Here is a 22,810-nt window from a genome sequence, read left to right on the forward strand (position 1 = left end):
GAGCTCTCGCGGGCCGAGTCGCTCGCGGGCGGCGAGGCGGCGCCGATCCGGACGCTCGAGGACGCGCGCACCGCCGCGGAGCTGGCCGGCGCGGAGGTCACCGCGCGGGTGGCCGAGCTCGAGAAGCTGGTGGGCGGCGCGCGCGGCCACGAGCTCGCAGCCGCCGCCGCGCAGCACGCGGAGGCGGAGGCGGCGGTCGCGCGCCTCGAGGACCTCCTCCGCGATCGCGTCCTCGCCGCGCCCGTGTCCGGGAGCGTGCTCCACCGCCTGGCCGAGCCGGGCGAGGTGGCGCGCGCGGCGGCGCCGCTCCTGGTCCTCGGCGATCTCTCCCGGCCCTGGGTGGACGTCTACGTGCCCGAGCCACGCGTGGGCGAGGTGATCGGCGCGACGCGCGTCGAGGTGCGGGTGGACGCCTGGCCGGGGCGCGTGTTCGCGGGCGCCGTGCGCCACGTCGCCTCGGAGGCGGAGTTCACGCCCAAGAACGTTCAGGTCGACGACCAGCGGGCGCGCCTCGTGTTCCGCGTCCGCGTCGAGGTCGGGGACCCCGACGGCCTGCTCCGCCCCGGCATGCCGGCGCAGGTCTTCTTCGCGCCGGCCGCGGCGGCGCGCCCCGCCGAAGGGCCGTCCGCGGCGAGGGCGCCATGACGGGCGAGGTCCTCGCGCTCGAGGACGCGCGGCTCGCGTTCGGGTCGCTCCAGGCGCTCGATGGGATCTCCTTCGCGCTCCGCCCGGGCGAGATGCTCGGCCTCCTCGGCCCGGACGGCGCCGGGAAGACCACCGCCTTGCGCGCGCTGCTCGGGCTCGTCCCGCTCGACTCCGGCCGCGCCGCGCTCCTCGGCGAGGACCCGCGCGCGGCCGGAGCGGCCCACCGGACGGCGGTCGGGTATCTGTCGCAGCGCTTCACCCTCTACGGCGATCTCACCGTCGACGAGAACCTCGCCTTCTTCGCCCGGCTCTTCCGCGTGCGCGACTTCCGGCCTGCCCGCGAGCGGCTCCTCGAGCTCACGCGGCTCGGGCCGTTCCGGCGGCTGCGCGCGGACCGGCTCTCGGGCGGGATGCAGAAGAAGCTCGCGCTCGCGTGCACGCTCGTGCACGCGCCCCGGGTCCTGCTCCTCGACGAGCCGACCACCGGCGTCGATCCGGTCACGCGCCGCGAGTTCTGGCTCCTCCTCTCCGGCCTGCTCGCGCAGGGGCTCTCCGTGCTGCTCACAACGCCGTACCTCGACGAGGCGGAGCGTTGCGGGCGCGTGGCGCTCATGCGCGCGGGACGCGTCCTCGCCTGCGACTCGCCGGCGGCGCTGCGGGGGACGTTCCGGCATCGGCTGCGCGAGGTGGTCTGTGCGCCGGCGCGCGTCGCGCGCGACCTCCTCGGCCGCGAGCCGCGCGTCGCCGAGGTGCAGCTCTTCGGGGACCGCCTCCACGTCGTCACCCGCGACCCGGCCGACGGGCTCGAGGATCTGCTGGCGCGCCTGCCGGGCGTCGCCGTCTCGGCAGTGCGCGACGTCGCCCCGACGCTCGAGGACGTCTTCATCCGCCGCATCGGCGAGGAGGCGAGCGCGTGAGCGCGGGGGGCAGCGCGGCGGTGGTCGCGAGCGGCCTCACCCGCCGCTTCGGCGCCCTGGTCGCCGTGGACCGCGTCTCGCTCTCGGTGGCGCGCGGCGAGATCTATGGCTTTCTGGGCCCGAACGGCGCCGGCAAGTCGACCACCATCCGCATGCTGTGCGGGCTGCTCGCGCCCAGCGCGGGCTCGGCACGCGTGGCGGGGGTGGACGTCGCCCGCGCGCCCGACGAGGTGAAGCGGCGCATCGGGTACATGAGCCAGCGGTTCAGCCTGTACGGCGATCTCGGGGTGGAGGAGAACCTCGAGCTGCACGGGGCGCTGCACGGCCTCGCGGGCCCACGCTTCCGGGCGCGCCGCGACTGGGCGGTGGCGACGTCGCGGCTGGGGGACCGGCTCTCGGCGCGCGTCGACGACCTCGCTGGCGGCTTCCGCCAGCGGCTCGCGCTCGTGTGCGCGCTCCTGCACGAGCCGGAGGTGGTCTTCCTCGACGAGCCCACGAGCGGGGTCGACCCCCTCATGCGCCGCGCCTTCTTCGCCCTCGTCGACGCGCTCGCCGCCGCGGGCGTGACGGTCTTCCTCACCACGCACTTCCTCGACGAGGCTGAGTACTGCCACCGCATCGGCCTGGTCGCCGGCGGGCGGCTGGTGGCGGAGGGGACGCCCACCGCGCTCAAGACGCGCCTCGAGGGGCGCGTCCTCCTCGACGTCCGCACCGACGCGCCCGGCGCTGCGCTCGTCGCGCTGGCGCGGGTGCCGGAGGTGGCGGAGGCGACCGCGTTCGGCGCCGGCGTCCACGCGCTCGCGGCGGCGGGGGTGGGGGCCGAGGCGGCGCGGGCCGCGGTCGCCGCCGCGCTCGCGCGCGACGGCGTCGCGGCCTCGGCGGCGGAGCAGGTCGAGCCGTCGCTCGAGGACGTGTTCCTCGAGATCGTGCGGCGGGAGGCGCGGCCGTGAGCGCCGCGGCCCTCGCCCGCAAGGAGCTGCGCCAGCTCTCGCGCGATCCGCGGACGGTGTTCGTCCTCGTCGCGCTGCCGGCGCTGCTCGTCCTCCTCTTCGGGTTCGTCCTCACGCTCGACGTCCGCCACGTGCCGCTCGCCGTGCTGGACCGGGACCGGACCCGCGCCTCCCGCGAGGTCATCGCGGCGCTCACCTCCGGCGAGCTGTTCGAGCTCGTGCTCGCGCTCGACTCCGAGGCCGACGTGGTGCCCGCGCTCGACGCGGGGCGGGCCACCCTGGTGCTCGTGCTCCCGCGCGGGTTCGGGCGAGAGCTCGCCGCCGGCCGGACCCCCACGGTCCAGGCCCTCGTCGACGGCTCGAACGCGACCCAGGCGCAGACGGCACAGGCCTACGCGGAGGCGATCCTGTCCGCGACCGGCGCGCGCCTGTCGGCCGGCACGCCGGAGGGCGCGGCGCCGCTCCCGCTCTCGCTCCGGCTGCGCGTCCTCTTCAACCCCGAGCTCGCCTCGGAGCGCTTCCTCATCCCGGGGCTCATCGCCGAGATCCTGATGCTCGCCGCCACGGTGGCGACCGCGCTCTCCATCGCGCGGGAGCGCGAGACCGGCACGATGGAGCAGCTCCTGGTCTCGCCGCTCCGGCCGCTCGAGGTCGTCGCGGGGAAGACGCTGCCCTACGCGGGCATCTCCCTCGCGTCGGGCTCGCTCGTGCTCGGGACGGCCCACCTCGCCTTCGGCCTCGAGCCGCGCGGGAGCGTGCCCCTCGTGGTCGCGTTCATGGCGCTGTACGTCCTCGGCGCGCAGGGGCTCGGGCTCCTCATCTCGTCGGTGGTCCGCAGCCAGCAGGTCGCGTTCCAGGTGTCGGTCTACGCGACCATGCTCCCGTCGCTCGTGCTGTCCGGGTTCATCTTCCCGGTGCGCACCATGCCCTGGCCGGTGCAGGCGGTCTCGGTCGTCGTTCCGGCCCGCTACTTCGTGTCCGCGCTCCGTGGCGTCGTGCTCCGGGGCAGCGGCGCGCGCGAGCTGTGGCCGGAGGCGGCGGCGCTGGCCGCGTTCGCGGCGGTGACGCTCGGCCTCGCGGCGGCGCGCCTGCGCAGGAGGACCCTGTGACCGCCGGCGGCGTGGCGCTGCGCGGGCTCGTCCTGAAGGAGCTCCGCCACATCCGGCACGACCCCCGGATGCTCGTCGTGCTGATCGTCGCGCCCCTCGTGCAGCTCCTCATCTTCGGCTACGCCGCCAACCTGGACGTGGCGAGCGCGCGGATGGTCCTCGTCGACGAGGACCACACGCCGGCGAGCCGCGCGCTCGTCGCCCACTTCGCGGCGTCGCCCTCCTTCGAGCTCGTCGGCGCCGCCCCCGACGCCTCTGCGGCGGAGGCGGCGCTCGCGCGCGGGGAGGCGGACCTGGCGCTCACGGTGCCGGCCGGCTTCGGGCGGGCGCTCGGGCGCGGGGAGCGCGTCGCGCTGCAGCTCGCCGCGGACGGGGCCGACTCGGTGGCCGCCCAGATCTCCCTCGCGGACGCGAGCGGCCTCGTCGCCAGCCTCGGGGGCGCTCCGGGCGCCGTCGACGTCCGCCGCCGCGTCCTCTACAACCCCGAGTTTCGCTCGCGCTGGTTCCTCGTCCCCGGCGTCCTCGCCCTCGTCCTGCTCGTCGTGATGACCATCGCGACCTCGATGGCGGTCGTGCGCGAGAAGGAGATGGGAACCTTCGAGCTGCTCGCCGTCTCTCCCGTGTCGCGCTCGACGCTCCTCATGGGGAAGCTCCTCCCCTTCGCGGTCATCGGTCTCGTCGACTCGATCCTGGTCCTCCTCGTGTCGCGCCTGTGGTTCGGCGTTCCGCTGCGCGGGAGCGCGGTCCTGCTCCTCGCGGCCAGCTTTCCGTTCGCGCTCTGCGCGCTGGGGCTCGGGCTGCTCGTCTCGACGGTCTCGCGCACGCAGCAGCAGGCGATGATGACGTCCGTCTTCCTCGTGATGTTCCCGATGATCTACTTCTCCGGGTTCGTGTTCCCGGTGGAGTCGATGCCACGGCCGGTCGCCCCGCTGACCGAGCTCGATCCGCTCCGTCACCACCTGCTCGTCCTGCGCGCGGTGATGCTTCGCGGCGCCGGCGTCGCCGTCGTCGCGGCGCCGGTCGCGAAGCTCGCCGCGCTGGGCGGCTCCGTGTTCGCGCTCGCCGTGGCGCTCTTCCGCAAGCGCGTCGGGTGATGGCCGGCCCCTAGAACGCGAACGAAGCGGACCCTCTCGCCGGTCTTCGAGACGAGCAGCGACTCGTTGGCGGAGACGGAAGAGCGCAGCGTCTTCTCAGAGGCAGCGTGATTGCCGCGACCACGACGGCCATGAGCGCGATGAACACCAAGGCCGTGCCCGCGCTAGAACGCGATCTTCGACAGACCGTAGGCGACGACCGTCGACACCGACACGCCGATGAGGCCCGGCATCATGAAGCTGTGGTTCAGGAGGTACCTGCCGATCCGCGTGGTCCCGGTCCGATCCATGTTCATCGCCGCGATGTCACTCGGGTAGAAGGCGAAGAAGAAGTACGCGTAGCTTGCGGGGAGGAGGCCGAGCATCAGCGTCGCGGGGAGCTTCAGCGCGATGCCGAACGGGATCATCACCGTGAGGGTGGCGGCCTGGCTCTTCACGAAGGCGGACACGCAGAACATCGCGAGAGCGAAGGTCCACGGCGCGAACCGGACCATCTCGCCGATCTTGGAGACGAGCATCGACTTGTTGGCGGAGACGAAGGTGTCGCTCATCCAGGCGATGCCGAAGATGGAAACGACCGCAACCATGCCGGCGCTGAAGACCGTCGACTTCGCGATGTCCGACGCCTTCACCTTCGTCGCGAAGAGGATGAACGCGCCGAACGCGAGCATCACGAACTGCACGATGGTGGTCATCGGGACGGGCTTGCCGTCCACGAGCGGCACGATCTGAGGCATGGCGAGGCCAGCGTTCGCGGCCGTGTCGCGCAGCGCGAGCAGCACGATGAAGAGCACGCCGCCAAAGAAGAGCGCCACGGAGAGCTTCGCCGTCTTGGGAAGCTCCTTTCCCAGCGTCGTCACGGACACGTCGAGCGACTGCTTGAACTGCGGGTCCGCCAGCTTCGCCAGGAACTGCGGGTCCTCGTAGAGGTCCTTGCCGCGGTTCAGGCTCCAGAGCGAGGCCGCGATCACGCCGACGATGCCGGCGGGGATCGTGATCTTGAGGATGTCGAAGATGGTCACCGGCGTGCCCATCTTCGCGGAGTAGCCGAGGAACGTCGTCACCGCCGCGGCGACGGGGCTCGCCGTGATGCCCATCTGCGACGCGACGCTCGCGATCGCCATCGGGCGCTCGGGCCGGGTCTTCGTCCGGACCGCCACGTCGGAGATGACCGGCAGGAGCGCGTACACCGCGTGGCCCGTCCCGACGCACATCGTGAGCACGAACGTGCAGAGCGGCGCGAGCAGGGTCACGTACTTCGGGTGCGCGCGCAGGAGCCGCTCGGCGATCTGCACGAGGTAGTCCAGCCCGCCCGCGACCTGCAGCGTCGCCGAGGCGGTCACGACGGCCAGGATGATGAGCATCACGGCCACCGGCGGCTCGGACGGCGCCGCCCGGAAAAGGAAGACGAGCATCGCGACGCCGAGGCCGCCGATCATGCCGAGCGCGACGCCGCCCTTGCGGATGCCGAGGAGGATGGCGCCGAGCACGAGCGCGAACTGGATCCAGAAGATCGTCATGGGGTCTCCCTCGGACCGGCTCTCCCGCCGGCCCCGATGTCGCGGGAGAGCACGCGCGATGCCGCGCGACCCGACGCGAAAAGTCACGCAGCGACGGGGGTTTGCGGCGGGCTCGCCCCGACAATGGGTATGAGCGCGCTCATGCGGTTTCACCCGGCTGCCCTGGCCCACGCAGTCGCATCGCGGGGTTCCGCGCGTCATGAGCCGGCTCATGACCATGAGCGCGCTCATGCCCTTTTGCGGGCGGTGCTAGCTCTCGCGGGAGGCCTTGAGCCGCTTCGAGAGCGCCGACTGGGTGATCCCGAGCAGGCGCGCGGCGATGGTCTGGTTACCGCCGCCGCGGGAGATGGCCTCCTCCACGAGCAGCTCGACGGTGTCCTTGATGGTGGGGAGCTGCTCGAGTCGAGCGAACGGGTTCTCGCCCGCTTCCGCCGCCCGCACCGCCGCCGCGCCGCCGCCGCGCTCGATCGCGCGGACGAAGGTCTCCATGGAGAGGATCCGCTCGCGGTGCACGCTGACCGCGTCGTGGACCATCGCCTTCAGCTCGCGGACGTTGCCCGGGAAGGAGTAGGTCGACAGCAGCACGGCGAGCTCGCGCGGGGCGGTGGGCTTCTTCTTCCCGAGCTCGCGCGCCGCCACGGCGAGGAAGTGCTCGAGGAGGACGGGGATGTCGCCCTTCCGCTCGCGCAGGGGCGGGATCCGCACCTGGTGCGTCGCGAGCCGGTAGTACAGGTCGCGCCGAAACGTGCCCGCCGCCTGCTTTGCGGCGAGGTCGTGGTGCGTCGCGACGATCACGCGGGCGCGCAGACGCTTGGGCCGATCGCTGCCCAGCGGGAAGTACTCGCCCTCCTGGACGAGGCGGAGCAGCTTCACCTGGGACGGGATCGCGAGGTCGCCGATCTCGTCGAGGAAGAGCGTCCCGTCCGCGGCGGCCTCGATCATCCCGGGCCGGGCCTGCTCCGCACCGGTGAAGGCGCCGCGCGCGTGGCCGAAGAGCGTATCCGCGAAGACGGCATCGTCGAGGCCGGCGGCGTTGACGGCCACCATCGGTCCCGCGCGACCCGAGAGCGCGTGCGCCGCCCGCGCGACGAGCTCCTTGCCGACACCGCTCTCTCCCTGGACCAGCAGCGGCTGCGAGCTGCGCGCGACCGCCTCCACGTACGAGAAGACCGCCAGCATGGCGCGGTCGCGGGTGACGATCGCCTCGAACGACTCGGGATGCCGGGGCGCGCCGGAGAGCACCCGGCTCGCCATCTCCCGGTTCTCCCGCTCGAGCTCCAGCATGCGCACCGCGCGGAGGACGCCGGTCACGAGCCGGTCCTCCTCCTGCGTCTTGACGAAGTACTCCAGGGCGCCGAGCTTCACGCACCGAACCGCCGTCTCGATCTGGTTCATCCCGCTGATCACGATCACCGTGACCTCGGGGTGATCGACCGTGATGCGGGCGAGGAGCTCCTCGCCGGACACGTGCGGCATGTTGAGGTCGAGCAGGACCAGGCCGAACGGCCGCCCCGCGAGCAGCGCCGGCACCTCCCGGGCGTCCTGACAGGTGACCAGGTTGTCCACGCCGGCGCGGCCGAGCGCGACCCGCAGGGAGCGGAGCCAGGCCGGCTCGTCGTCCACGGCGAGGATGGGGAAGGACGGGTAGGACGCGGTGGTCACGCGGCGCGCTCCTCGGGGATGACGGGCAAGGTGAGCACCACGGTCGTCCCGACGCCGGGCGGGGAGCGGAACTCGAGCGTGCCCCCGTGCTCCTCCACGATCGCGGCAGACACCGAGAGCCCGAGCCCGGTCCCGCCCTGGTCGCGCTTGGTCGTGAAGAAGGGATCCGTGATGCGGCCGAGATTCTCTGGCGGGATCCCGACGCCCTCGTCGTGGACCGCGATCCGCACGACGGCGGCGTCGTGGTCGTGCTCCGTCACGACGCGGATGGCGCGGCCCGGATCGGGCAGCGCGTCGCAGGCGTTCAGGAGCAGGTTCACCACCACCTGCTCGAGCCGCTGGGCATTGCCGCGGACCCGCGGCAGGTGCTCGGCGAGCGCGAGCTCGAACCGCCGCGTCGCCTTCCGGATCCGCGCGTCGAGGAGCCGAGCCGCGGTCCGCACGATCGCGTTCGGGTCCACCGGCTCATGGCGGGGCGAATCCTCGCGGCGCGCGAAGTCCTTCAGGTCCTCGACGATGCGCTTGATGCGCCGCGCGCCCTCGAGCATCTCGTCGAGCATGCCCGGCAGCTCCTCGCGCATCTGCGAGTAGCGGAGCCCGCCCAGCATGAACTCGCCCTCCTCTCGGAACCTCGCCTCGAACAGCTCGAGCGCGTCGAGGTACACGTCCTTCAGCACCGGCATGTTGAGGAGGATGTAGCCGTTCGGGTTGTTCACCTCGTGCGCGACGCCCGACACGAGCACGCCGAGCGCGGCCATCTTGTCCGCCTGGACGAGCTGGGCCTGGTTCTCTCGCAGCAGCTCCATCGCGCGCTGGCGCTCGGCCACCTCTCGCGCGAGCGACGCCGTCCTGGCCGCCACCTGGCGCCGGAGCGAGTGCGACCACAGCACCATGCCGCCGAGCACCAGGACGAGCGGGATGAACACGATCGCCCCGTACCTGAGGAAGGTCGACCAGGTGACGGACGGCTCGAGCACGCCCAGCCACCGCTCGCGGATCTCGTCGTACCGGCCGGTCTGCTTTAGGATGGCGAGCCCCTCCTCGATGCGCGACAGCAGCACGGCGTCGCCCTTCCGCACCGCGTACCCGTAGCGATGCGAGGCGACGTTCGGCGCCACCTGCACGACGTTCGTGAGCTTGAGCTGGCGCGTGATGTACGTCCCCGGCAGCGCTGCCACGACCGCGTACTCCCCCTTTCCAGACGCGAGCAGCCGGAGCACATCCGCCGGCGTGTCCGTCCGGATGAGCGTGTCGCCGAGCCCGAGGGCGGTCAGGTGCTCGTCCATGATGCCCGCGCGATGAACCGCCACCGCGTGGCCCCGCAGCTCCTCGAGCGAGGCGACTGGCGGCGTGCCCTTTCGCGCGAAGATGGCGTGGTTCACCACCGTGTGCGGCGGCGAGAACGCGAGCTCCCGCGCCCGATCCTCCGACCACGACATGCCCTGGAGCGCGTCGACGCGCCCCTCGTCGAGCGCACGGCGCATCTCCGACCAGCCGCCGAGGCGGATCTCGATACGCAGGCCCATCACCTCCGCGATGGCGCGGGTCAGATCGACGTTGTACCCGGCAGGCTTTCCGTCGGCGTCGAGGAACTCATAGGGCGGGTAATCGCGGTCGCCGCCGAAGACGACGGTTGGCGGCGGCGAGGGATCGGCGCGCGCGGCGCCCGCGAGCGCGAGCGCGATGAGCGCCACCGTGACGGGCCGGGGTATGCAGCTGGGCAGCACCGTCGAATTATCACCCGGCGAGCGGTCGGAGGGGTCTCCGTGGCTCGGATCGTCGCTCGGTTCTCACCTCAGCGGCCCGGCAGCCGTCGAGGCTCGGCGCACCGACCGGTTGCGGGGCAGTCGCCGCATGCCGCAGGAGGTGCTCACCTGCCGCCACGAGGCGCCCGACGGTCGGTCACGTGCTTCCCGCCGCGCCGCTCCATCCACGCCCGCTCCGCGACTCCCAGCGGGGTCGACGGAGGATCTCCGCACACGTACTCGCGGGCGATCCGCCCCCACCTCGCCGTCGCGCCGAGCCGCGACAGGACCATGTACATGCCGGCCAGCGTGCGGTTCACGAAGACGAGGTCCTTCGGGATGCGCAGGTGCCTGCGAACCTCGGCGAGCTCCCTGCCGAGCACGTCCGTCACCGACACGCCGCTCCAGAGGCTGGGGAACCGCTGCGGGGCGTCCTGCCGGAACGGGAGGTAGAGGCGCGTCAGCGCATCGACCACGCGGTCCACGCTCGCCTCCGGGCCAGCGTCGACGAACCCGAGGCTCAGCGCCTGCGCTCGCGACGCGGCGCGGTCGCCGCGAAGCCGCGCGCCCACGAAGCTCCTCCACGGCCGGAGCACGGGCGCGGGGAGGTGCTTCACGCACCCGAAGTCGAGAAACGTCACGCGCGCGCCGCGGCGATCGAACAGGTAGTTGCCCGGGTGCGGATCCGCGTCGAAGGTGCCCCAGCCAAAGATGCATCCGTAGGCGAACCGGAAGAGGATCTCGCCGTCCCGCGAGCGCGCGTCCTCGCCACGGCGGAGCGCGTCCTGGAAACTGGAGCCCCTCGACGTACTCCGACGTGAGCACCTCCGCGGCCGAGTGCGACGCGATCACGCGCGGGACCGAGATGAACGGGTGGCCTTCGAAGCGCGCGGCGAAGGACGCCTGGTGGCGAGCCTCCGCGACGTAATCCAGCTCCTCGAGGACCCGCTCCCGGACCTCCAGCGCGACCCGCTCGGCTTCGATGCGCGGGGCGAGCAGGCGCACCGATCGGACGATCAGCGAGAGGTTCGCGAGGTCGGCGCGGACCGCCGCCGCGACGTCCGGGTACTGCACCTTCACGGCCACCGCCGTCCCGTCGTCGAGCACGCCGCGATGGACCTGCCCGATCGAGGCCGCGGCGATCGGCACGGGGTCGATCCGGTCGAACGCGTCGCGCAGAGGCCGGCGCAGCGCGCGCTCGATCACCGGCGCCATCTCCGAGAAGGGCCGCGGCGGGGACGACGTCTGGAGCGCCTCGAGCGCCTCGCGCAGCTCCGAGGGGACCTCGTCGATCGCGAAGGACAGGACCTGGCCGAGCTTCATGGCGAGGCCCTTGAGCTGCCCGAGGCCCTCGGCGGCCCGTGCGGCCGCGGCGCGGCGTAGCTTCTCGGCGGCCCCCGATCGCCCGAGGCCCTGGATCGCCGCGCCGGCGACCCAGCCGGCGGAGGTCCGCGCCGACACGAGGCCGAGCCGCGCCGCGCGGCTGAATCGGCCGCGGAGGCCTCGCCCGCTGGGAGGTTCGCCCACGCTCGATATCTAGCCACACGCGAGACCGCGGGCCGGCCCCCTTCAGCGCGACTCGCCGCTGCACGCGCTTTTCGCTAAGAGCCTCGGGCGATGCCTATCCCTCCCCCTGGCCTGAAGCCCGGCCCCGACCGAAAGCTGCGCTGCGTCTGGGGCGCCTCCGCTCCGGAGTACCTGCCCTACCACGACGAGGAGTGGGGCCAGCCGACCGCGGACGACGTGCGGCTCTTCGAGAAGGTCTGCCTCGAGGGCTTCCAGTCGGGCCTCTCCTGGCTCACCATCCTGCGCAAGCGCGAGGCCTTCCGGCGCGGCTTCGCGGGCTTCGACCTCGAGAAGGTGGCGCGGTTCGGGGAGCGCGACGTGGCGCGGCTCCTCGCCGACACGGGCATCGTGCGACATCGGGGGAAGATCGAGTCCACCGTGAACAACGCCCGTCGCGCCTGCGAGCTCCGCGAGGAGGTCGGCTCGCTCGCCGCGTACTTCTGGCGCTTCGAGCCCGCTCCCGCCTCGCGGCCGAGGCGGCTCACCTGGGCGGACCTCCGCACCATGACGACGACGCCCGAGTCCGTCGCGATGTCGAAGGACCTCCGCAAGCGCGGCTGGACCTTCGTCGGTCCGACCACGCTCTACGCCTTCATGCAGGCGGTCGGGATCGTGAACGACCACCTCGACGGCTGCGCCTTCCGGGCGCGGTCGGAGCGGGCCCGCCGCGCGTTCGCGCGGCCGCGCTGACGTCCAGGCGCGCGGGAGCGAGCCCGCCCCTTCCTTCCAGCAGCCGCGTCGACGCTCGGGCGACCGAGCTTCAGCGGCTCGCGCCCTGCGAGCGCGCGAACTCCTCCCCGGCGCGGCGCATCTCCTCGGGCGACAGGTCCTTCTGGCGCGTCGCGAACGACCAGACGTAGCCGAACGGATCGGCGACGCCCGCGCAGCGGTCGCCCCAGAACATGTCGGCGGGCGGCATCGTCGGCTTCGCGCCGGCGTCCACCGCGCGCTTGAACGCCGCGTCGGTGTCGGGCACGTAGAGCCACATCGTCACCGGCACCGGCGCGTTGGCGCTCGGCGCCCCCATCCCCATCCCCGGCATCTCGTCGTTCAGGAAGATCGTCGAGTCCCCGACGCGCAGCGCGGCGTGCCAGATGCTCTTCCCGTCCGGCGCCGGCATGCGCGACACTTCCTGTGCGCCGAGCGCGCGCTTGTAGAACTCGATCGCCTGCGCCGCGCCCCGCAGGACGAGGTTCGGCGTCAACGTGTGCATTCCTTCCGGGATCGGTCTCACTGCTGCCATGGTGGTCCTCCTTCGATCGAGGTGGACGTCGAGGTAGCCGAGGCGCCCGCGCGGATCGAGGTCTCATCGGGTCGCAAGCGGACGTTGGCGTCCTCCCCACCCAGCCCGGTCACCTGCCGCGAGCGCGCCATGTCCTCGTGCCAGCGCCTCTCGAACGCGCGCGCGAAGGTGCGGTCGTCCACCACCAGGGCGCCCTCCTCCAGCCACTCCATCGACATGAAGTCGAGGTTCATGGAGCCGACGAGCGACAGCCGGTCGTCGATGAGCATGGTCTTCGCGTGCATCATCGAGGGCTGGTACTCGTAGACCTTCACCCCGCTCGCGTCGAGCCGCGGGTAGTGCCGGCGCTGGATGAACGTCACGCTGCCGTGATCCTGGTACGGCCCGGGCAAGAGGAGCCGCACGTCGACCCCCTTCGCGCGGCGTGCGCACAGCGTGCCGAGCACCTCCGGCGGCGGGACGAAGTAGGCGTTCGCGATCCACACCCGCCGCTCCGCCGCCGCGAGCGCCACGTGCGTCACCCAGCGCGCGTGGGAGAGGCCGACGACGTCGGTGCTCGTCACGTAGGCGGCGCGGGCCTCGCCCGCGGGCCTCGGCCACTCGAGCTCGACGGGCGGCAGCAGGAAGCCTCCGGTCTCGATCCAGTGGTTCGCGAACGCCACCTGCATCTGCCGCACGACCGGGCCCTCGACCTCGACGTTCGAGTCGCGCCAGGTCGGTGACCCCGGCACGTCGCCGCTCCACTCGGGCGCGATGCCGAAACCCCCGGTGAAGCCCACCCGTCCGTCGATCACCACGAGCTTGCGGTGGTTCCGGCCCGTGAAGGTGAAGGGGCGCCTCTTGAGCGGCCGGAAGTAGCGCACCTCGCAGCCGGCCTCGCGCAGGCGCGGGCAGAGCTGCTCGTCGAAGCCGGTGCTGCCCATCGGGTCGACGAGGATGCGCATCCGCACACCCTCGCGCGCGCGGCGGCAGACGAGGTCCGCCAGGCGATCTCCGGCGCCTCCCGGCTTCCAGATGTACACGTCGAAGTGGACGCTGCGGCGCGCGGCGCGGATCGCCTCCTCCAGCGCGTCGAACACCTCGGCGTCGTCCCTCCAGGCGACGCGGTTCCCCTCGACGAGCGACGTCGCGGTCGTCTGCACCAGGGCGAGGCCGACGCCGTCCACCCCTCCGGGCAGGCCCCGCCCCAGCGAGCCCCAGGGGCCGTAGCGGGTCCGGCGCTCCCACCAGCGCCGCGCCAGGACGCCGAGCCCGGTTCCGACCGCGAGTCCTGCCGCGAGCGCACGCTTCATGGCTGCAAGCTAAGCCGCGCCCGCGGCTCCCGATGCGCCCCGGGTTGGAGACTGGAGATGCCGCTCAGGCCTGCACGGGGGGCTGACGCCAGCGGCGCGACGCCTCCAGCCGGCGCGGGTGAGAGCTCGCTTGACGCTGCGCGTCTATCCGCCCGGCTCGAGGACATCTCCCCGCTTGCCCGTGACCCGCTCGCTTGCACGGACGGCGAATACATGTCGCAATGTAGGAATATCGCCGCACCTCCCTGGATTGGTCCTCGTGATGGCGCCCATCGCAATCCCCTCGGTCCGGCTCCCGGCGCTCCTGGACATGTCGATCGTCCAGCGGCTCGCGGAGGCGAACTACAACGCGACGGGGATGCCGATCGGCATCATCGACGCCTTCGACGGCTCGGTCCTGGTCGGCTGCGGGTGGCAGGACATCTGCGTCCACTTCCACCGCGCCGACCCGCGCTCGCTCGAGCGTTGCCGGGAGAGCGACGACTACATCAAGAGCCACCTCACGACGGGCGCCTCCTGCGAGTACCTGTGCAAGAACGGGCTCCGCGACATCGGGGTGCCGATCGTCGTCGCCGGCGAGCACCTTGCGACGCTGTTCCTGGGCCAGTTCTTCTACGAGGACGAGTCGGCGGACCGCGAGTTCTTCGTCCGCCAGGCGCGGCAGTTCGGGTACGACGAGCCGGCGTACCTCGCCGCGCTCGACCGCGTGCCGGTCTTCGACCGCCGCTCGGTCGAGAACATCGTCGCCTACGACCGGGCGCTCGTGCGGTTCATCGGCGAGCTCGCGGAGGGAGCGCTGCGCCAGCGGCAGGCGGAGGAGGCGCTCCGCGACGCGGACCGGCGCAAGGACGAGTTCCTGAGCGTGCTCTCGCACGAGCTGCGGAACCCCCTCGCCCCCATCCGCAACTCCATCTACATCCTCGAGCACGCCGAGCCCGCCGGAGAGCAGGCGCGCCGGGCGCGGGCCGTCATCGAGCGGCAGACCGAGCACCTCACGAAGCTCGTGGACGACCTGCTCGACGTGACCCGCATCGCGAAGGGCAAGATCGAGCTGCGCCGCGAGCGGGTCGACGTCGCAGCGGTCGCGCGCCGGGCGAGCGAGGACCTCCGCTCGGTCATCGCGGGGCGCGGCCTCGCGCTAGCGCTCGACCTCCCCTCCGACCCCGTCCCCGTGGACGGGGATCCGACGCGGCTCGCGCAGGTGCTCGGGAACCTCCTCCAGAACGCGACCAAGTTCACGCCGCGCGGCGGCACCATCACCGTCTCGGTTCGCGCCGGCGCGGAGGCGACGGAGCTCACCGTCCGCGACACCGGCGTGGGTATCGCGCGGAACATGCTCGGTCGGATCTTCGAGCCGTTCGTCCAGGCGGAGCGCTCGCTCGCGCGGACCGACGGCGGGCTCGGGCTCGGCCTCGCGCTCGTGAAGGGCGTCACGGAGCTGCACGGCGGGACGGTCCGTGCCGAGAGCGCTGGGCCGGGGCAGGGCACCGAGATCATCGTCCGCCTCCCGCTCGCTGCGGAGAAGGTCCTGCCCGCGTCCGCCGCTGCCGGCGTCTCTCCGATGGCCCGGGGCCGCCTCGTCCTCGTCGTCGACGACAACGTCGACGCGGCGGACTCGCTCGCGGAGCTGGTTCAGCTGTTCGGCCACCAGACGGAGGTCGCCTACGACGGCCCGACCGCCCTCGCGATGGCGCGGGCGAACCCACCGGACGTCGTGCTGTGCGACCTCGGGCTCCCGGGAATGAGCGGCTACGACGTCGCGCGCGCGCTCCGCGCGGGGGGCTCGAACGGCGTGCGGCTCGTCGCCGTCAGCGGGTACGCGCAGCCGGACGATCTGAAGCGCGCCACGGACGCCGGGTTCGACGGGCACGTGGCGAAGCCGCCCGACCCGGGCGTGATCGAGCGCATCCTGGGGTGATCCGCTCGCGCGAGGCCGACGGCTGGCGCGCGACTCGTCAGTACACCCCCGCCTCCTTGTACAGCGCCCGGAACTGCACGGCCCCCGACGCCTCGAACTCCCCGAGCAGCTTCAGGAACACCATGCCGGTGGTGAGCGCGTCGTAGAACGCGTGGTGCGCCGGATAGCGCGGCAGCCCCATCTCCAGGACGATGTCCTCGAGGCTCGCGTCGGCGGAGGCCTGGCCGGCAGGCGACGTCCGCCGGCGCCACCAGCCGTACAGGAGGCGCGTGTCGAGCGCGGGGTTCTTGATCGACCGCTCCTTCCGCGACGCGAGGGCCGCGTTCAGGAAGCCGAGATCGACGGCCGTGAAGTGGCCGATCACGACGCTGTCGCCGATGAACGCGAGGAGGCGATCGAGCGCGTCGCGGAGCGGCATGCCGCGGCTGACCTCGTCCGGGCCCAGGCCATGGATGAGGATGACCTCCTTCGGCGAGACCGCCTCGGTCGGCTTGAACACCTGGTAGAAGCGCTCGCTCATCACGATCCGGCCGTTGCGGATCCGCACCGCGCCGATCGAGAGGATCTCGTCCCTGGCGGGGTCGAGCCCGGTCATCTCGCAGTCGAGCACCGTGAACGTCATCGTGCGGATCGGCTGCGTCCACTCCTCCGCGCCGATCGTCTTGCGCCGGGCGTAGCGAACCTCCGCGGCCGCGCCCGTGGCCTTGCGCCGGACGAGCCGGAGGAGCGCCGCGATCCCGGTGGTTCCGCTCATTGCGCTCTCCTTCACGCCTGGCGCAGGAACTTCCTGCGCACGCTCGTCTGGGCACGGCCGATGAGCCCGAAGGCCTCCTCGAGGAACCGCTGCTCGAGGGTGGAGATCTCGTGCGTGCTGATGAGGTTGTCGGCGGGCACGCCCCCGCTCCCGAGCGCCGCCACCTGCCGGGCGAGCCGCAGCTGCATGAGGAACGAGTACGCGTGCTTCATGTCGAGGCAGACCCGCGCGTCCACGTCGCCCTGCTGCGAGAGCTTCCGCAGCCGCTCGAGCGTGCTGGTCGCGCCGACGCCGTGCCACAGCCCCTGCAGACGCGTCAGCTCGCAGATGCGAGCGATGGGTTGCTTGATGTCGAACACGTCCTCGCGGCTCCCGCGCGTCTCCACGGAGATCCGCCCGAAGAGCCCGACGGGCAGCTCCTTGTCCACCACCGCCTGCGCGAGGAGGTTGAAGAACATCCCGGGCCTGGGCGCGAGCAGCTGGGTCACGTGGCCGCGGAGCTCCTCGGCGAGCGCGAGGTCTCCGTGGACCTCCCGGAAGTCGAAGAAGATGCTGGAGTTGAGCACCGCCTCCGGCTCCGGAACCCTCACCCACCTCCGGAAGTGCTCCTTCCAGACGGACAGCGGCTGACACCACTCCCGGTTGCTCGCCATCACCTCGCCGTCGCAGTACTCGACCCCGACCTCCTTCAGCCACGTGCAGACGCGCTCGCCGAGCCGGGGGAAGTACTCCTCCGCCGCCGCCTCTCGCCCCGGGACGTCGGCGAACACGAGCGCGTTGTCCTGGTCGGTCACGAGGGTCTGCTCTCGCCGCCCCTCGCTCCCGAGGGCGAGGAACACGAACGGCGCGGGGGGAGGGCCCATCTCGGCGAGCGCCATGTCGAGCACGCGCCTGACCGTGGCGTCGGACACCGCGCTGATGAGCCAGGTCAAGCTGTCGACCCGCGCCCCCTCGAGCATGAGCGCGCGGACGAGGCGGGGCAGGCGCGCCCGCTTCTCGGCGAGGTCCTTGCGGAGCCGGGTCTGGGCGATGTCTCGCAGGTACTCGAGCGGCGAGCTCCCGTGCGCGACGAGCAGGTCGTCGTCCGCGAGCAGCCCGACGATCTCGCCGCGATCTCCCGCGACCGGGAGCGAGCGGACGCCGGAGCGCACCATCACCTCCATCGCCGCAGCGAGCGGCAGCCCCGCCGCCATCGGCTCGCCGGCGGCGGTCATGACCTCCGAGACGGGCCGCGCCGCGTCGAGGCCGCTCGCGAGCGCTCGCGTGACGAGGTCTCGCTCGCTCACGAGCCCCACGAGCGCGCCGCCCGCGTCGCGCACGAGGAGCGTGTGGCAGCGCCGGACGGCCATCCGCTGCGCGACCTCCCGCACCGACTCCTCGCGCGAGCACCAGCCCACCTCCCGGTCGCAGATCTCCCCCACCGTGCGGCTGAAGCCGACGGAGTCCGGGTCGGGCGAGGTGAGGAGCCACTTCTGGCGCAGCCGCACCCCCACGCGCTCCAGCATGCGCGGCCCGAGGCTCTCGGCGAAGAAGTCGTGGAACTCGCGATGCCTCGCGCAGGCCTCGAGGAAGAGGGCGCCCGGCACGGCGTAGAGGAAGGTGTCCTCCAGCGCACGCACCGTGAACAAGGCGATGCCGCCGTTCGTCAGGACGCACGCGCCGCCGTAGGTCTGGCCGAGGCCGACGGCGCGCGGCTGGGAGGCGGGCGTGGCCGCGTCGTCGAGGAGCTCGAGGGACCCCTTCATGACGACGTAGACGTCGGACACCGCCGACTGTCCCTGGGCGAAGAGCGTGCTCCCCCTCGGGTGGTACTCGATGCTCAGCGCGTCGCTGATGCGCTCGAGGTCCGCGTCCGGGAGGAAGTCGAACGGCGTGACCGAGCGCAGGAACTGGAACGCCGGGCTTCCCGTCACGAAGTGGAGGAGGCGATCGAGCATCGGCGGTCTCTGCCAGCCCCCGTCCTTCGTGGCCTGCGACGATCTGTCGAGCGCGGCGATTATCCCAGCCTGCAGCGCGCCTCCACAACCCCTCGTTGATCCGCCTTCGCGGGTCGGCCAGAATCCCGCCACCGCCGGTCCCGGAGCGCTCTTGACCCTGAAGCTCAAGCTGCAGCTGGCCATCTCCGTCGCGGTGCTGGTCACCGCGGGTGTCCTCGCCGGCTACGCCGTCGGGAGCATCCGCTCGCGGGCCGCGGACGACATCGCGCGCATCCGGGCGGAGAAGACCGCGCAGGTGAAGCAGGACCTCTCCGACAAGGTGAACACGGTCTACGCGCTCATCGACGCGCAGTACCGGGAGGCCGCGGACGAGCGCTACCTCGAGCAGAAGTACGGCCAGCGCCTCGAGGCGATCCTCGACGTCGCGGGCGCGACGCTCCGCGAGCACGTCGCGCGGGCGCGCCGGGGCGAGGTGACGGTCGCGCGGGCGCAGGCGGACGCGCTCGAGACGCTCCGGGCGATGCGGTTCGACGGTGGCAAGGGGTACCTCTGGATCAACACCGTCGGCCGGCCCTACCCGACGATGCTGATGCACCCCCTCGTCCCGAGGCTCGAGGGGACGGTCCTCGACGCGCCCGAGTTCGACTGCGCCGGCGACGAGAACCGGAACCTCTTCCAGCTCGCCGTCGAGCTCACCGCCGCGCGCGGCGAGGGCTTCATCCGGTACAGCTGGCCCGAGCCGGACGGAAACGCGCTCCTGCCGCGCATGCCCAAGTTCTCCTACGTCCGCCTCTTCAAGGAGTGGGGCTGGGTGGTCGGCACCGGCATCTACGTCGACGAGGCGGTGCGAGAGAAGCTCGCGGAGATCACCTCGGGCATCCGCAAGATCCGCTACGGCTCGGAGTACTTCTGGATCAGCACCGCCGAGTCGCCCGTCCCGCGGATGGTGATGCATCCCATCCGCCCCGGCCTCGACGGCCAGCCGATGGACGCGAAGGAGTTCGAGCTCGTGGTGAACGGCCGGGCGCAGAACCTGTTCTCGGCGTTCCGGGACATCTCCTGGAAGACCGGCGAAGGCTTCGTGGAGTATCCCTGGCCGAAGCCGACGGCGGAGGGGACCCCCGGGGCTGCGGCGCCGAAGATCTCGTTCGTGAAGCGCTACCGGCCGCTCGACTGGATCATCGGAACCGGCCGGTACGTGGACGACATCGAGGTCGCGATCGCCGAGAAGACCGCGGCCGCGGAGGAGCAGGTCGGCGCCCTCGTCCGCCGCATCATGCTCGCCTCGCTCGTGGTCGTGGTCCTGGCGGTGGCCGGGGTGAGCTTCCTCGCCGCCACCCTGACGAGGCCCCTCGCCAAGCTGGTTGGCCTGTCCCGTGAGCTCGCGGACGACGAGCAGCACCTGTCGCGCCGGATCGGCCTGCGCTCGAAGGACGAGATCGGCCAGCTCGCCGCCGAGTTCGATCACATGGCGGAGCGGGTCGAGGCGAGCTTCCGCGACGTCCGCGAGCAGCGCGAGCTCCTCCAGAGCGTCCTGTCGAACGTCCCGCACTCCATCTACTGGAAGGATCGTCGCTCCGTTTACCTCGGGTGCAACGATCGGTTCGCGCAGCGGTTCGGCCTCCCCTCGACCGACGCGATCGTGGGGAAGACGGACGCGCAGCTCGGCTGGAGCGACGAGCAGCGCGCGCGCCTGGCGGAGCGGGACCGGGGCGTCATGGACGCCGGAGCGCCTCTGCTCGACGAGCGCGAGACCCTGCGCGACGCGTCCGGGCGGGACATCGACTGCCTGGCGAGCCGGGTGCCGCTGCGCGACCAGGCCGGGAACCTCATCGGCATGCTCGGCGTGTTCGTCGCGATCCCGCCGGACGACCGCGCGCTGAGCGCGTGAGGAGCCCGCGCGGGCGGTCCCGGCGCGCTCGGGCGCTCACCCGCTGGCGACCCGGTAGAACGCCCCCAGGATCGCGCCGAACACCGCGTGCGCGGCGAGCGCGCTGAGCGGCGTCCGGACTCCGTAGTTGAGCGCCAGGAAGCCGGGCGGCTCGAGCTGGCGCGTCACGGTCGGCCCGTGCGTCTCGCTCGCCATGCGGGGGTGCAGGTCAGGCAGGATCCGCATCCCGGCGGTGAGGACGAAGGCGGCGTGCACGAGGCCGATGCTCGCGCCGAGCCACCAGGTGGCCCGGCCCCACGCCTCGAACGCTGCGACGTACAGGAGCGAGAAGACCCAGCCGTTCACCAGGTGGACGGCGAAGCCGAGGAGCTTCGCGCGATCGCGGCTCGGCGTGAACATCGTGCCGAGCATGTAGGGCAGGTTCATGCGCGTGAGGCGCAGCCCCTGGGTGCCCGACATGATCGTCGTGAGGACGATCGTGGCGACGAAGCCCCAGAGCAGCCAGCTCCCGACGCTCATGCGCCCGCCTCCTCGAGCTCCGCGCGCGACCGCACTGCGTGCGGGAGCGTCCCCTCGCCCCGGAGCCGCTGCTCGAGCGAGAGCGCCGCGTTGATGAGCCCGACGTGCGTGAACGCCTGGGGGAAGTTGCCGAGCGCCTCGCCCGTCACGGGATCGATCTCCTCCGCGAAGAGCCCCACGTCGTTCGAGAAGCGGCAGAGCCGCTCGAACGTGTCGCGCGCCTCCTGGGCGCTGCCCGCGCCGAGCGCCAGCACCTCCACGCCCCAGAAGCTGCAGATCCCGAACGCGCCCTCGCCGGGAGAGTCGCCGCTCCGGTAGCGGTAGAGGAGGCCGTCGCGTGCGCCGAGCCGCTCGCGGATCCGCGAGAACGTCGCGCGCATGCGCTCCGAGCGCGCGTCCTCGAACCCGTACCAGGCGAGGAGCAGCAGCGCCGCGTCGAGCTCCTCGCCGCCGAGCCGCGCGGTGTAGCTCCCGAGCCGCGCGCTCCAGGCGTGCTCCTCCACGTCGCGCCGGATCGCCGCCCGGCTCCGCTCGAACAGCTCGACCGGCGCGCTGCAGAGGTGGCCCTTCGCGTGCAGCTCGAGGAGCCGATCGAGCGCGGTCCAGCACAGCACGCGCGAGTGCGTGTTGTGCCCCCTCCCGGAGCGCGGCTCCCAGATCCCCTCGTCCGGACCCTGCCAGCTCCGGCACACCTGGTCCCCGAGCGCGCAGAGCATCCGCTGCGTCTCGCGGTCGAGCGTCCCGCCGCTCCGGACGAAGTGGGTCACCGCGTCGATCACCTCTCCGTAGACGTCGAGCTGGAGCTGATCCGCCGCGCCGTTCCCGACCCGCACCGGGCGCGACCCGCGGTGACCCGCGAGGTGATCGAGCGTGCGCTCGCGCGCGGGGGCGTTCCCGTGCACGTCATAGAGGACCCGCAGCTCGGGCTGGGTGAGCCGCGTCGAGTGGAGGAGCCAGCTCACGAACGCCTCGGCCTCGTCGCGGAAGCCGAGCCCGAACAGCGCGCGCACCGTGAGCGCCGCGTCGCGGAGCCAGCAGAAGCGGTAATCCCAGTTGAGCTCGCCGCCCACGCGCTCGGGGAGCGAGGTCGTCGCCGCCGCGACCACGGCCCCCGACGGCGCGTACACGAGGAGCTTCAGCGCGAGCGCGCTCCGTACCACCGCCTCGCGCGCGGGCCCGTCGTACCGGAGCTGCCCGACCCAGCCCTGCCACCAGCGGACGGTGCGCGCGAGCGCCTCGCGCGTGGGCGCTCCGAGCGGCGGCAGGATCGCGGGCCACTCGTCGGCGTACGAGAGCGAGAGGTGCCGCGTCTCGCCGGCGCGCAGCACCGCTCTCCCCGTCGCGCGGGCGGCCCCATCGATCGCGAGCGGGAGGTCCGCCCGGAGCGTGAGGAGACCCGACCGCGTCTCCGCGCGGAGGCCGAGCTCGCCGGCGTCCCGCAGCCTGGGCCGCTCCCGGCCGTAGTCCGGGCGCGGCTCGAAGACGGTCGCGAGCTCCACCGATCCGCCCTCACAGCTGACCAGCCGGACCAGCTCGTGGTCCGGCAGGAGCAGCCGCCGCTGCTCCTCCGGCGAGGCGACCGGCATGAAGTCCGTGACGGTCAGCGCGCCCGAGGCGGTGACGAAGCGCGTCTCCAGGACGTTCGTGCCCGGCAGGTAGCGGCGCTCCGACCGGAAGGGCGCGGTGGGGGCGAGGGTCCAGCGGCCGGCGGCGTCGTCGACGAGCGCGGCGAAGACCGAGGGGCTGTCGAAGCGGGGCCAGCACAGCCAGTCGACCGAGCCGCCGCGTGACACGAGCGCGGCCGCCCGCCCGTTCCCGATCGCCGCGTGATCGCCGATCCGCTCCACGCCTGGCCTCCCCAGGAGAGACGCACGGAGCCGTGCTCTGGTGACGACGCGAGCCCATTGAGCTGCTAAGGCCCTCCCCGTCTTTCGGATCCGCGTCGATGTTCGCCGCCGCTGCAGGTACCCGTCGAAGCGTGAACCCGCTTACGGCCTCCGAAATCCGAAATTTCCCACGAGATTCTTGCGTTTTCGTGATGTTGAGCA

Annotated in this window: 18 protein-coding genes and 1 pseudogene; 8 read left to right on the forward strand and 11 right to left on the reverse strand. The window is 72.5% G+C overall.

Annotation, left to right across the window (positions count from 1 at the left end; all coding sequences use genetic code 11):
- The 5 genes from MNY62_RS06765 to MNY62_RS06785 all read left to right on the forward strand — a co-directional run.
- Positions 1-645 (forward strand): HlyD family secretion protein (locus MNY62_RS06765; protein WP_242343351.1); only part of this gene is annotated, 645 nt, incomplete at its 5' end.
- Entirely contained in the window at positions 642-1,562 is a 921-nt protein-coding gene (locus tag MNY62_RS06770) for an ABC transporter ATP-binding protein (protein ID WP_242343352.1), read from the forward strand. The genes MNY62_RS06765 and MNY62_RS06770, both read left to right, overlap by 4 nt.
- A complete protein-coding gene (locus MNY62_RS06775; RefSeq protein ID WP_242343353.1) occupies positions 1,559-2,512 on the forward strand; it encodes an ABC transporter ATP-binding protein in 954 nt (317 codons plus the stop codon). The genes MNY62_RS06770 and MNY62_RS06775 overlap by 4 nt, the downstream gene beginning before the upstream one ends.
- Entirely contained in the window at positions 2,509-3,621 is a 1,113-nt protein-coding gene (locus MNY62_RS06780) for an ABC transporter permease (protein WP_242343354.1), read from the forward strand. The genes MNY62_RS06775 and MNY62_RS06780 overlap by 4 nt, the downstream gene beginning before the upstream one ends.
- On the forward strand, positions 3,618-4,715 hold the full coding sequence (locus MNY62_RS06785; RefSeq protein WP_242343355.1) for an ABC transporter permease: 1,098 nt from the start codon (positions 3,618-3,620) through the stop codon (positions 4,713-4,715). Before MNY62_RS06780 ends, MNY62_RS06785 begins: the two co-directional genes overlap by 4 nt.
- Positions 4,716-4,879: 164 nt before the next feature.
- Here the strand turns inward: MNY62_RS06785 and MNY62_RS06790 are convergent, their stop codons facing one another.
- The 5 genes and pseudogenes from MNY62_RS06790 to MNY62_RS25695 form a co-directional block, all read right to left on the reverse strand.
- Complete coding sequence (locus MNY62_RS06790) at positions 4,880-6,235, reverse strand: anaerobic C4-dicarboxylate transporter (RefSeq protein ID WP_242343356.1); 1,356 nt, start codon at positions 6,233-6,235, stop codon at positions 4,880-4,882.
- 249 nt (positions 6,236-6,484) lie between these two features.
- Positions 6,485-7,897, reverse strand: a complete 1,413-nt coding sequence (locus MNY62_RS06795) for a sigma-54-dependent transcriptional regulator (RefSeq protein WP_242343357.1) — start codon at positions 7,895-7,897, stop codon at positions 6,485-6,487.
- Positions 7,894-9,624 (reverse strand): transporter substrate-binding domain-containing protein, encoded by a 1,731-nt coding sequence (locus MNY62_RS06800; RefSeq protein WP_242343358.1) that lies wholly within the window; start codon positions 9,622-9,624, stop codon positions 7,894-7,896. Before MNY62_RS06800 ends, MNY62_RS06795 begins: the two co-directional genes overlap by 4 nt.
- Positions 9,625-9,767: 143 nt before the next feature.
- Positions 9,768-10,382: an AarF/UbiB family protein gene (locus tag MNY62_RS06805; protein ID WP_279426336.1), complete on the reverse strand. Its 615-nt coding sequence runs from the start codon at positions 10,380-10,382 to the stop codon at positions 9,768-9,770.
- Positions 10,383-10,494: 112 nt separating this feature from the next.
- A pseudogene (locus tag MNY62_RS25695) lies at positions 10,495-10,965 on the reverse strand (AarF/UbiB family protein); the annotation flags it as partial.
- Positions 10,966-11,259: 294 nt separating this feature from the next.
- Here MNY62_RS25695 and MNY62_RS06815 point away from each other — a divergent pair.
- A complete protein-coding gene (locus tag MNY62_RS06815; RefSeq protein WP_242343361.1) occupies positions 11,260-11,898 on the forward strand; it encodes a DNA-3-methyladenine glycosylase I in 639 nt (212 codons plus the stop codon).
- A 70-nt stretch (positions 11,899-11,968) separates the two neighbouring features.
- Here MNY62_RS06815 and MNY62_RS06820 read toward each other — a convergent pair whose 3' ends face one another.
- Together MNY62_RS06820 and MNY62_RS06825 are read right to left on the reverse strand one after the other, a co-directional pair.
- Positions 11,969-12,451, reverse strand: coding sequence for a VOC family protein (locus tag MNY62_RS06820; RefSeq protein ID WP_242343362.1), 483 nt, complete (start codon positions 12,449-12,451; stop codon positions 11,969-11,971).
- The gene (locus MNY62_RS06825; RefSeq protein WP_242343363.1) at positions 12,439-13,743 is read right to left on the reverse strand and encodes a phospholipase D-like domain-containing protein; all 1,305 of its coding nucleotides are present in this window, start codon (positions 13,741-13,743) and stop codon (positions 12,439-12,441) included. The genes MNY62_RS06820 and MNY62_RS06825 overlap by 13 nt, the downstream gene beginning before the upstream one ends.
- A 262-nt stretch (positions 13,744-14,005) precedes the next feature.
- On the opposite strand from MNY62_RS06825, the gene MNY62_RS06830 reads away from it, so the two are divergent.
- Positions 14,006-15,661 (forward strand): PocR ligand-binding domain-containing protein, encoded by a 1,656-nt coding sequence (locus tag MNY62_RS06830; protein ID WP_242343364.1) that lies wholly within the window; start codon positions 14,006-14,008, stop codon positions 15,659-15,661.
- A 37-nt stretch (positions 15,662-15,698) separates the two neighbouring features.
- Here MNY62_RS06830 and MNY62_RS06835 read toward each other — a convergent pair whose 3' ends face one another.
- Together MNY62_RS06835 and MNY62_RS06840 are read right to left on the reverse strand one after the other, a co-directional pair.
- On the reverse strand, positions 15,699-16,415 hold the full coding sequence (locus MNY62_RS06835; RefSeq protein ID WP_242343365.1) for a 3'-5' exonuclease: 717 nt from the start codon (positions 16,413-16,415) through the stop codon (positions 15,699-15,701).
- An 11-nt stretch (positions 16,416-16,426) separates the two neighbouring features.
- The gene (locus MNY62_RS06840) at positions 16,427-18,352 is read right to left on the reverse strand and encodes a DUF294 nucleotidyltransferase-like domain-containing protein (RefSeq protein WP_242343366.1); all 1,926 of its coding nucleotides are present in this window, start codon (positions 18,350-18,352) and stop codon (positions 16,427-16,429) included.
- Between the two features lie 151 nt (positions 18,353-18,503).
- On the opposite strand from MNY62_RS06840, the gene MNY62_RS06845 reads away from it, so the two are divergent.
- Entirely contained in the window at positions 18,504-20,243 is a 1,740-nt protein-coding gene (locus MNY62_RS06845) for a cache domain-containing protein (RefSeq protein WP_242343367.1), read from the forward strand.
- Between the two features lie 36 nt (positions 20,244-20,279).
- On the opposite strand, the gene MNY62_RS06850 is transcribed toward MNY62_RS06845, so the two are convergent.
- Positions 20,280-20,762: a hypothetical protein gene (locus MNY62_RS06850; RefSeq protein WP_242343368.1), complete on the reverse strand. Its 483-nt coding sequence runs from the start codon at positions 20,760-20,762 to the stop codon at positions 20,280-20,282.
- Positions 20,759-22,609 (reverse strand): glycoside hydrolase family 15 protein, encoded by a 1,851-nt coding sequence (locus MNY62_RS06855; protein WP_242343369.1) that lies wholly within the window; start codon positions 22,607-22,609, stop codon positions 20,759-20,761. The genes MNY62_RS06850 and MNY62_RS06855 overlap by 4 nt, the downstream gene beginning before the upstream one ends.
- Positions 22,610-22,810 lie beyond the last annotated feature (201 nt).

Source organism: Anaeromyxobacter terrae, assembly GCF_022690685.1.
Classification (GTDB): domain Bacteria; phylum Myxococcota; class Myxococcia; order Myxococcales; family Anaeromyxobacteraceae; genus Anaeromyxobacter; species Anaeromyxobacter terrae.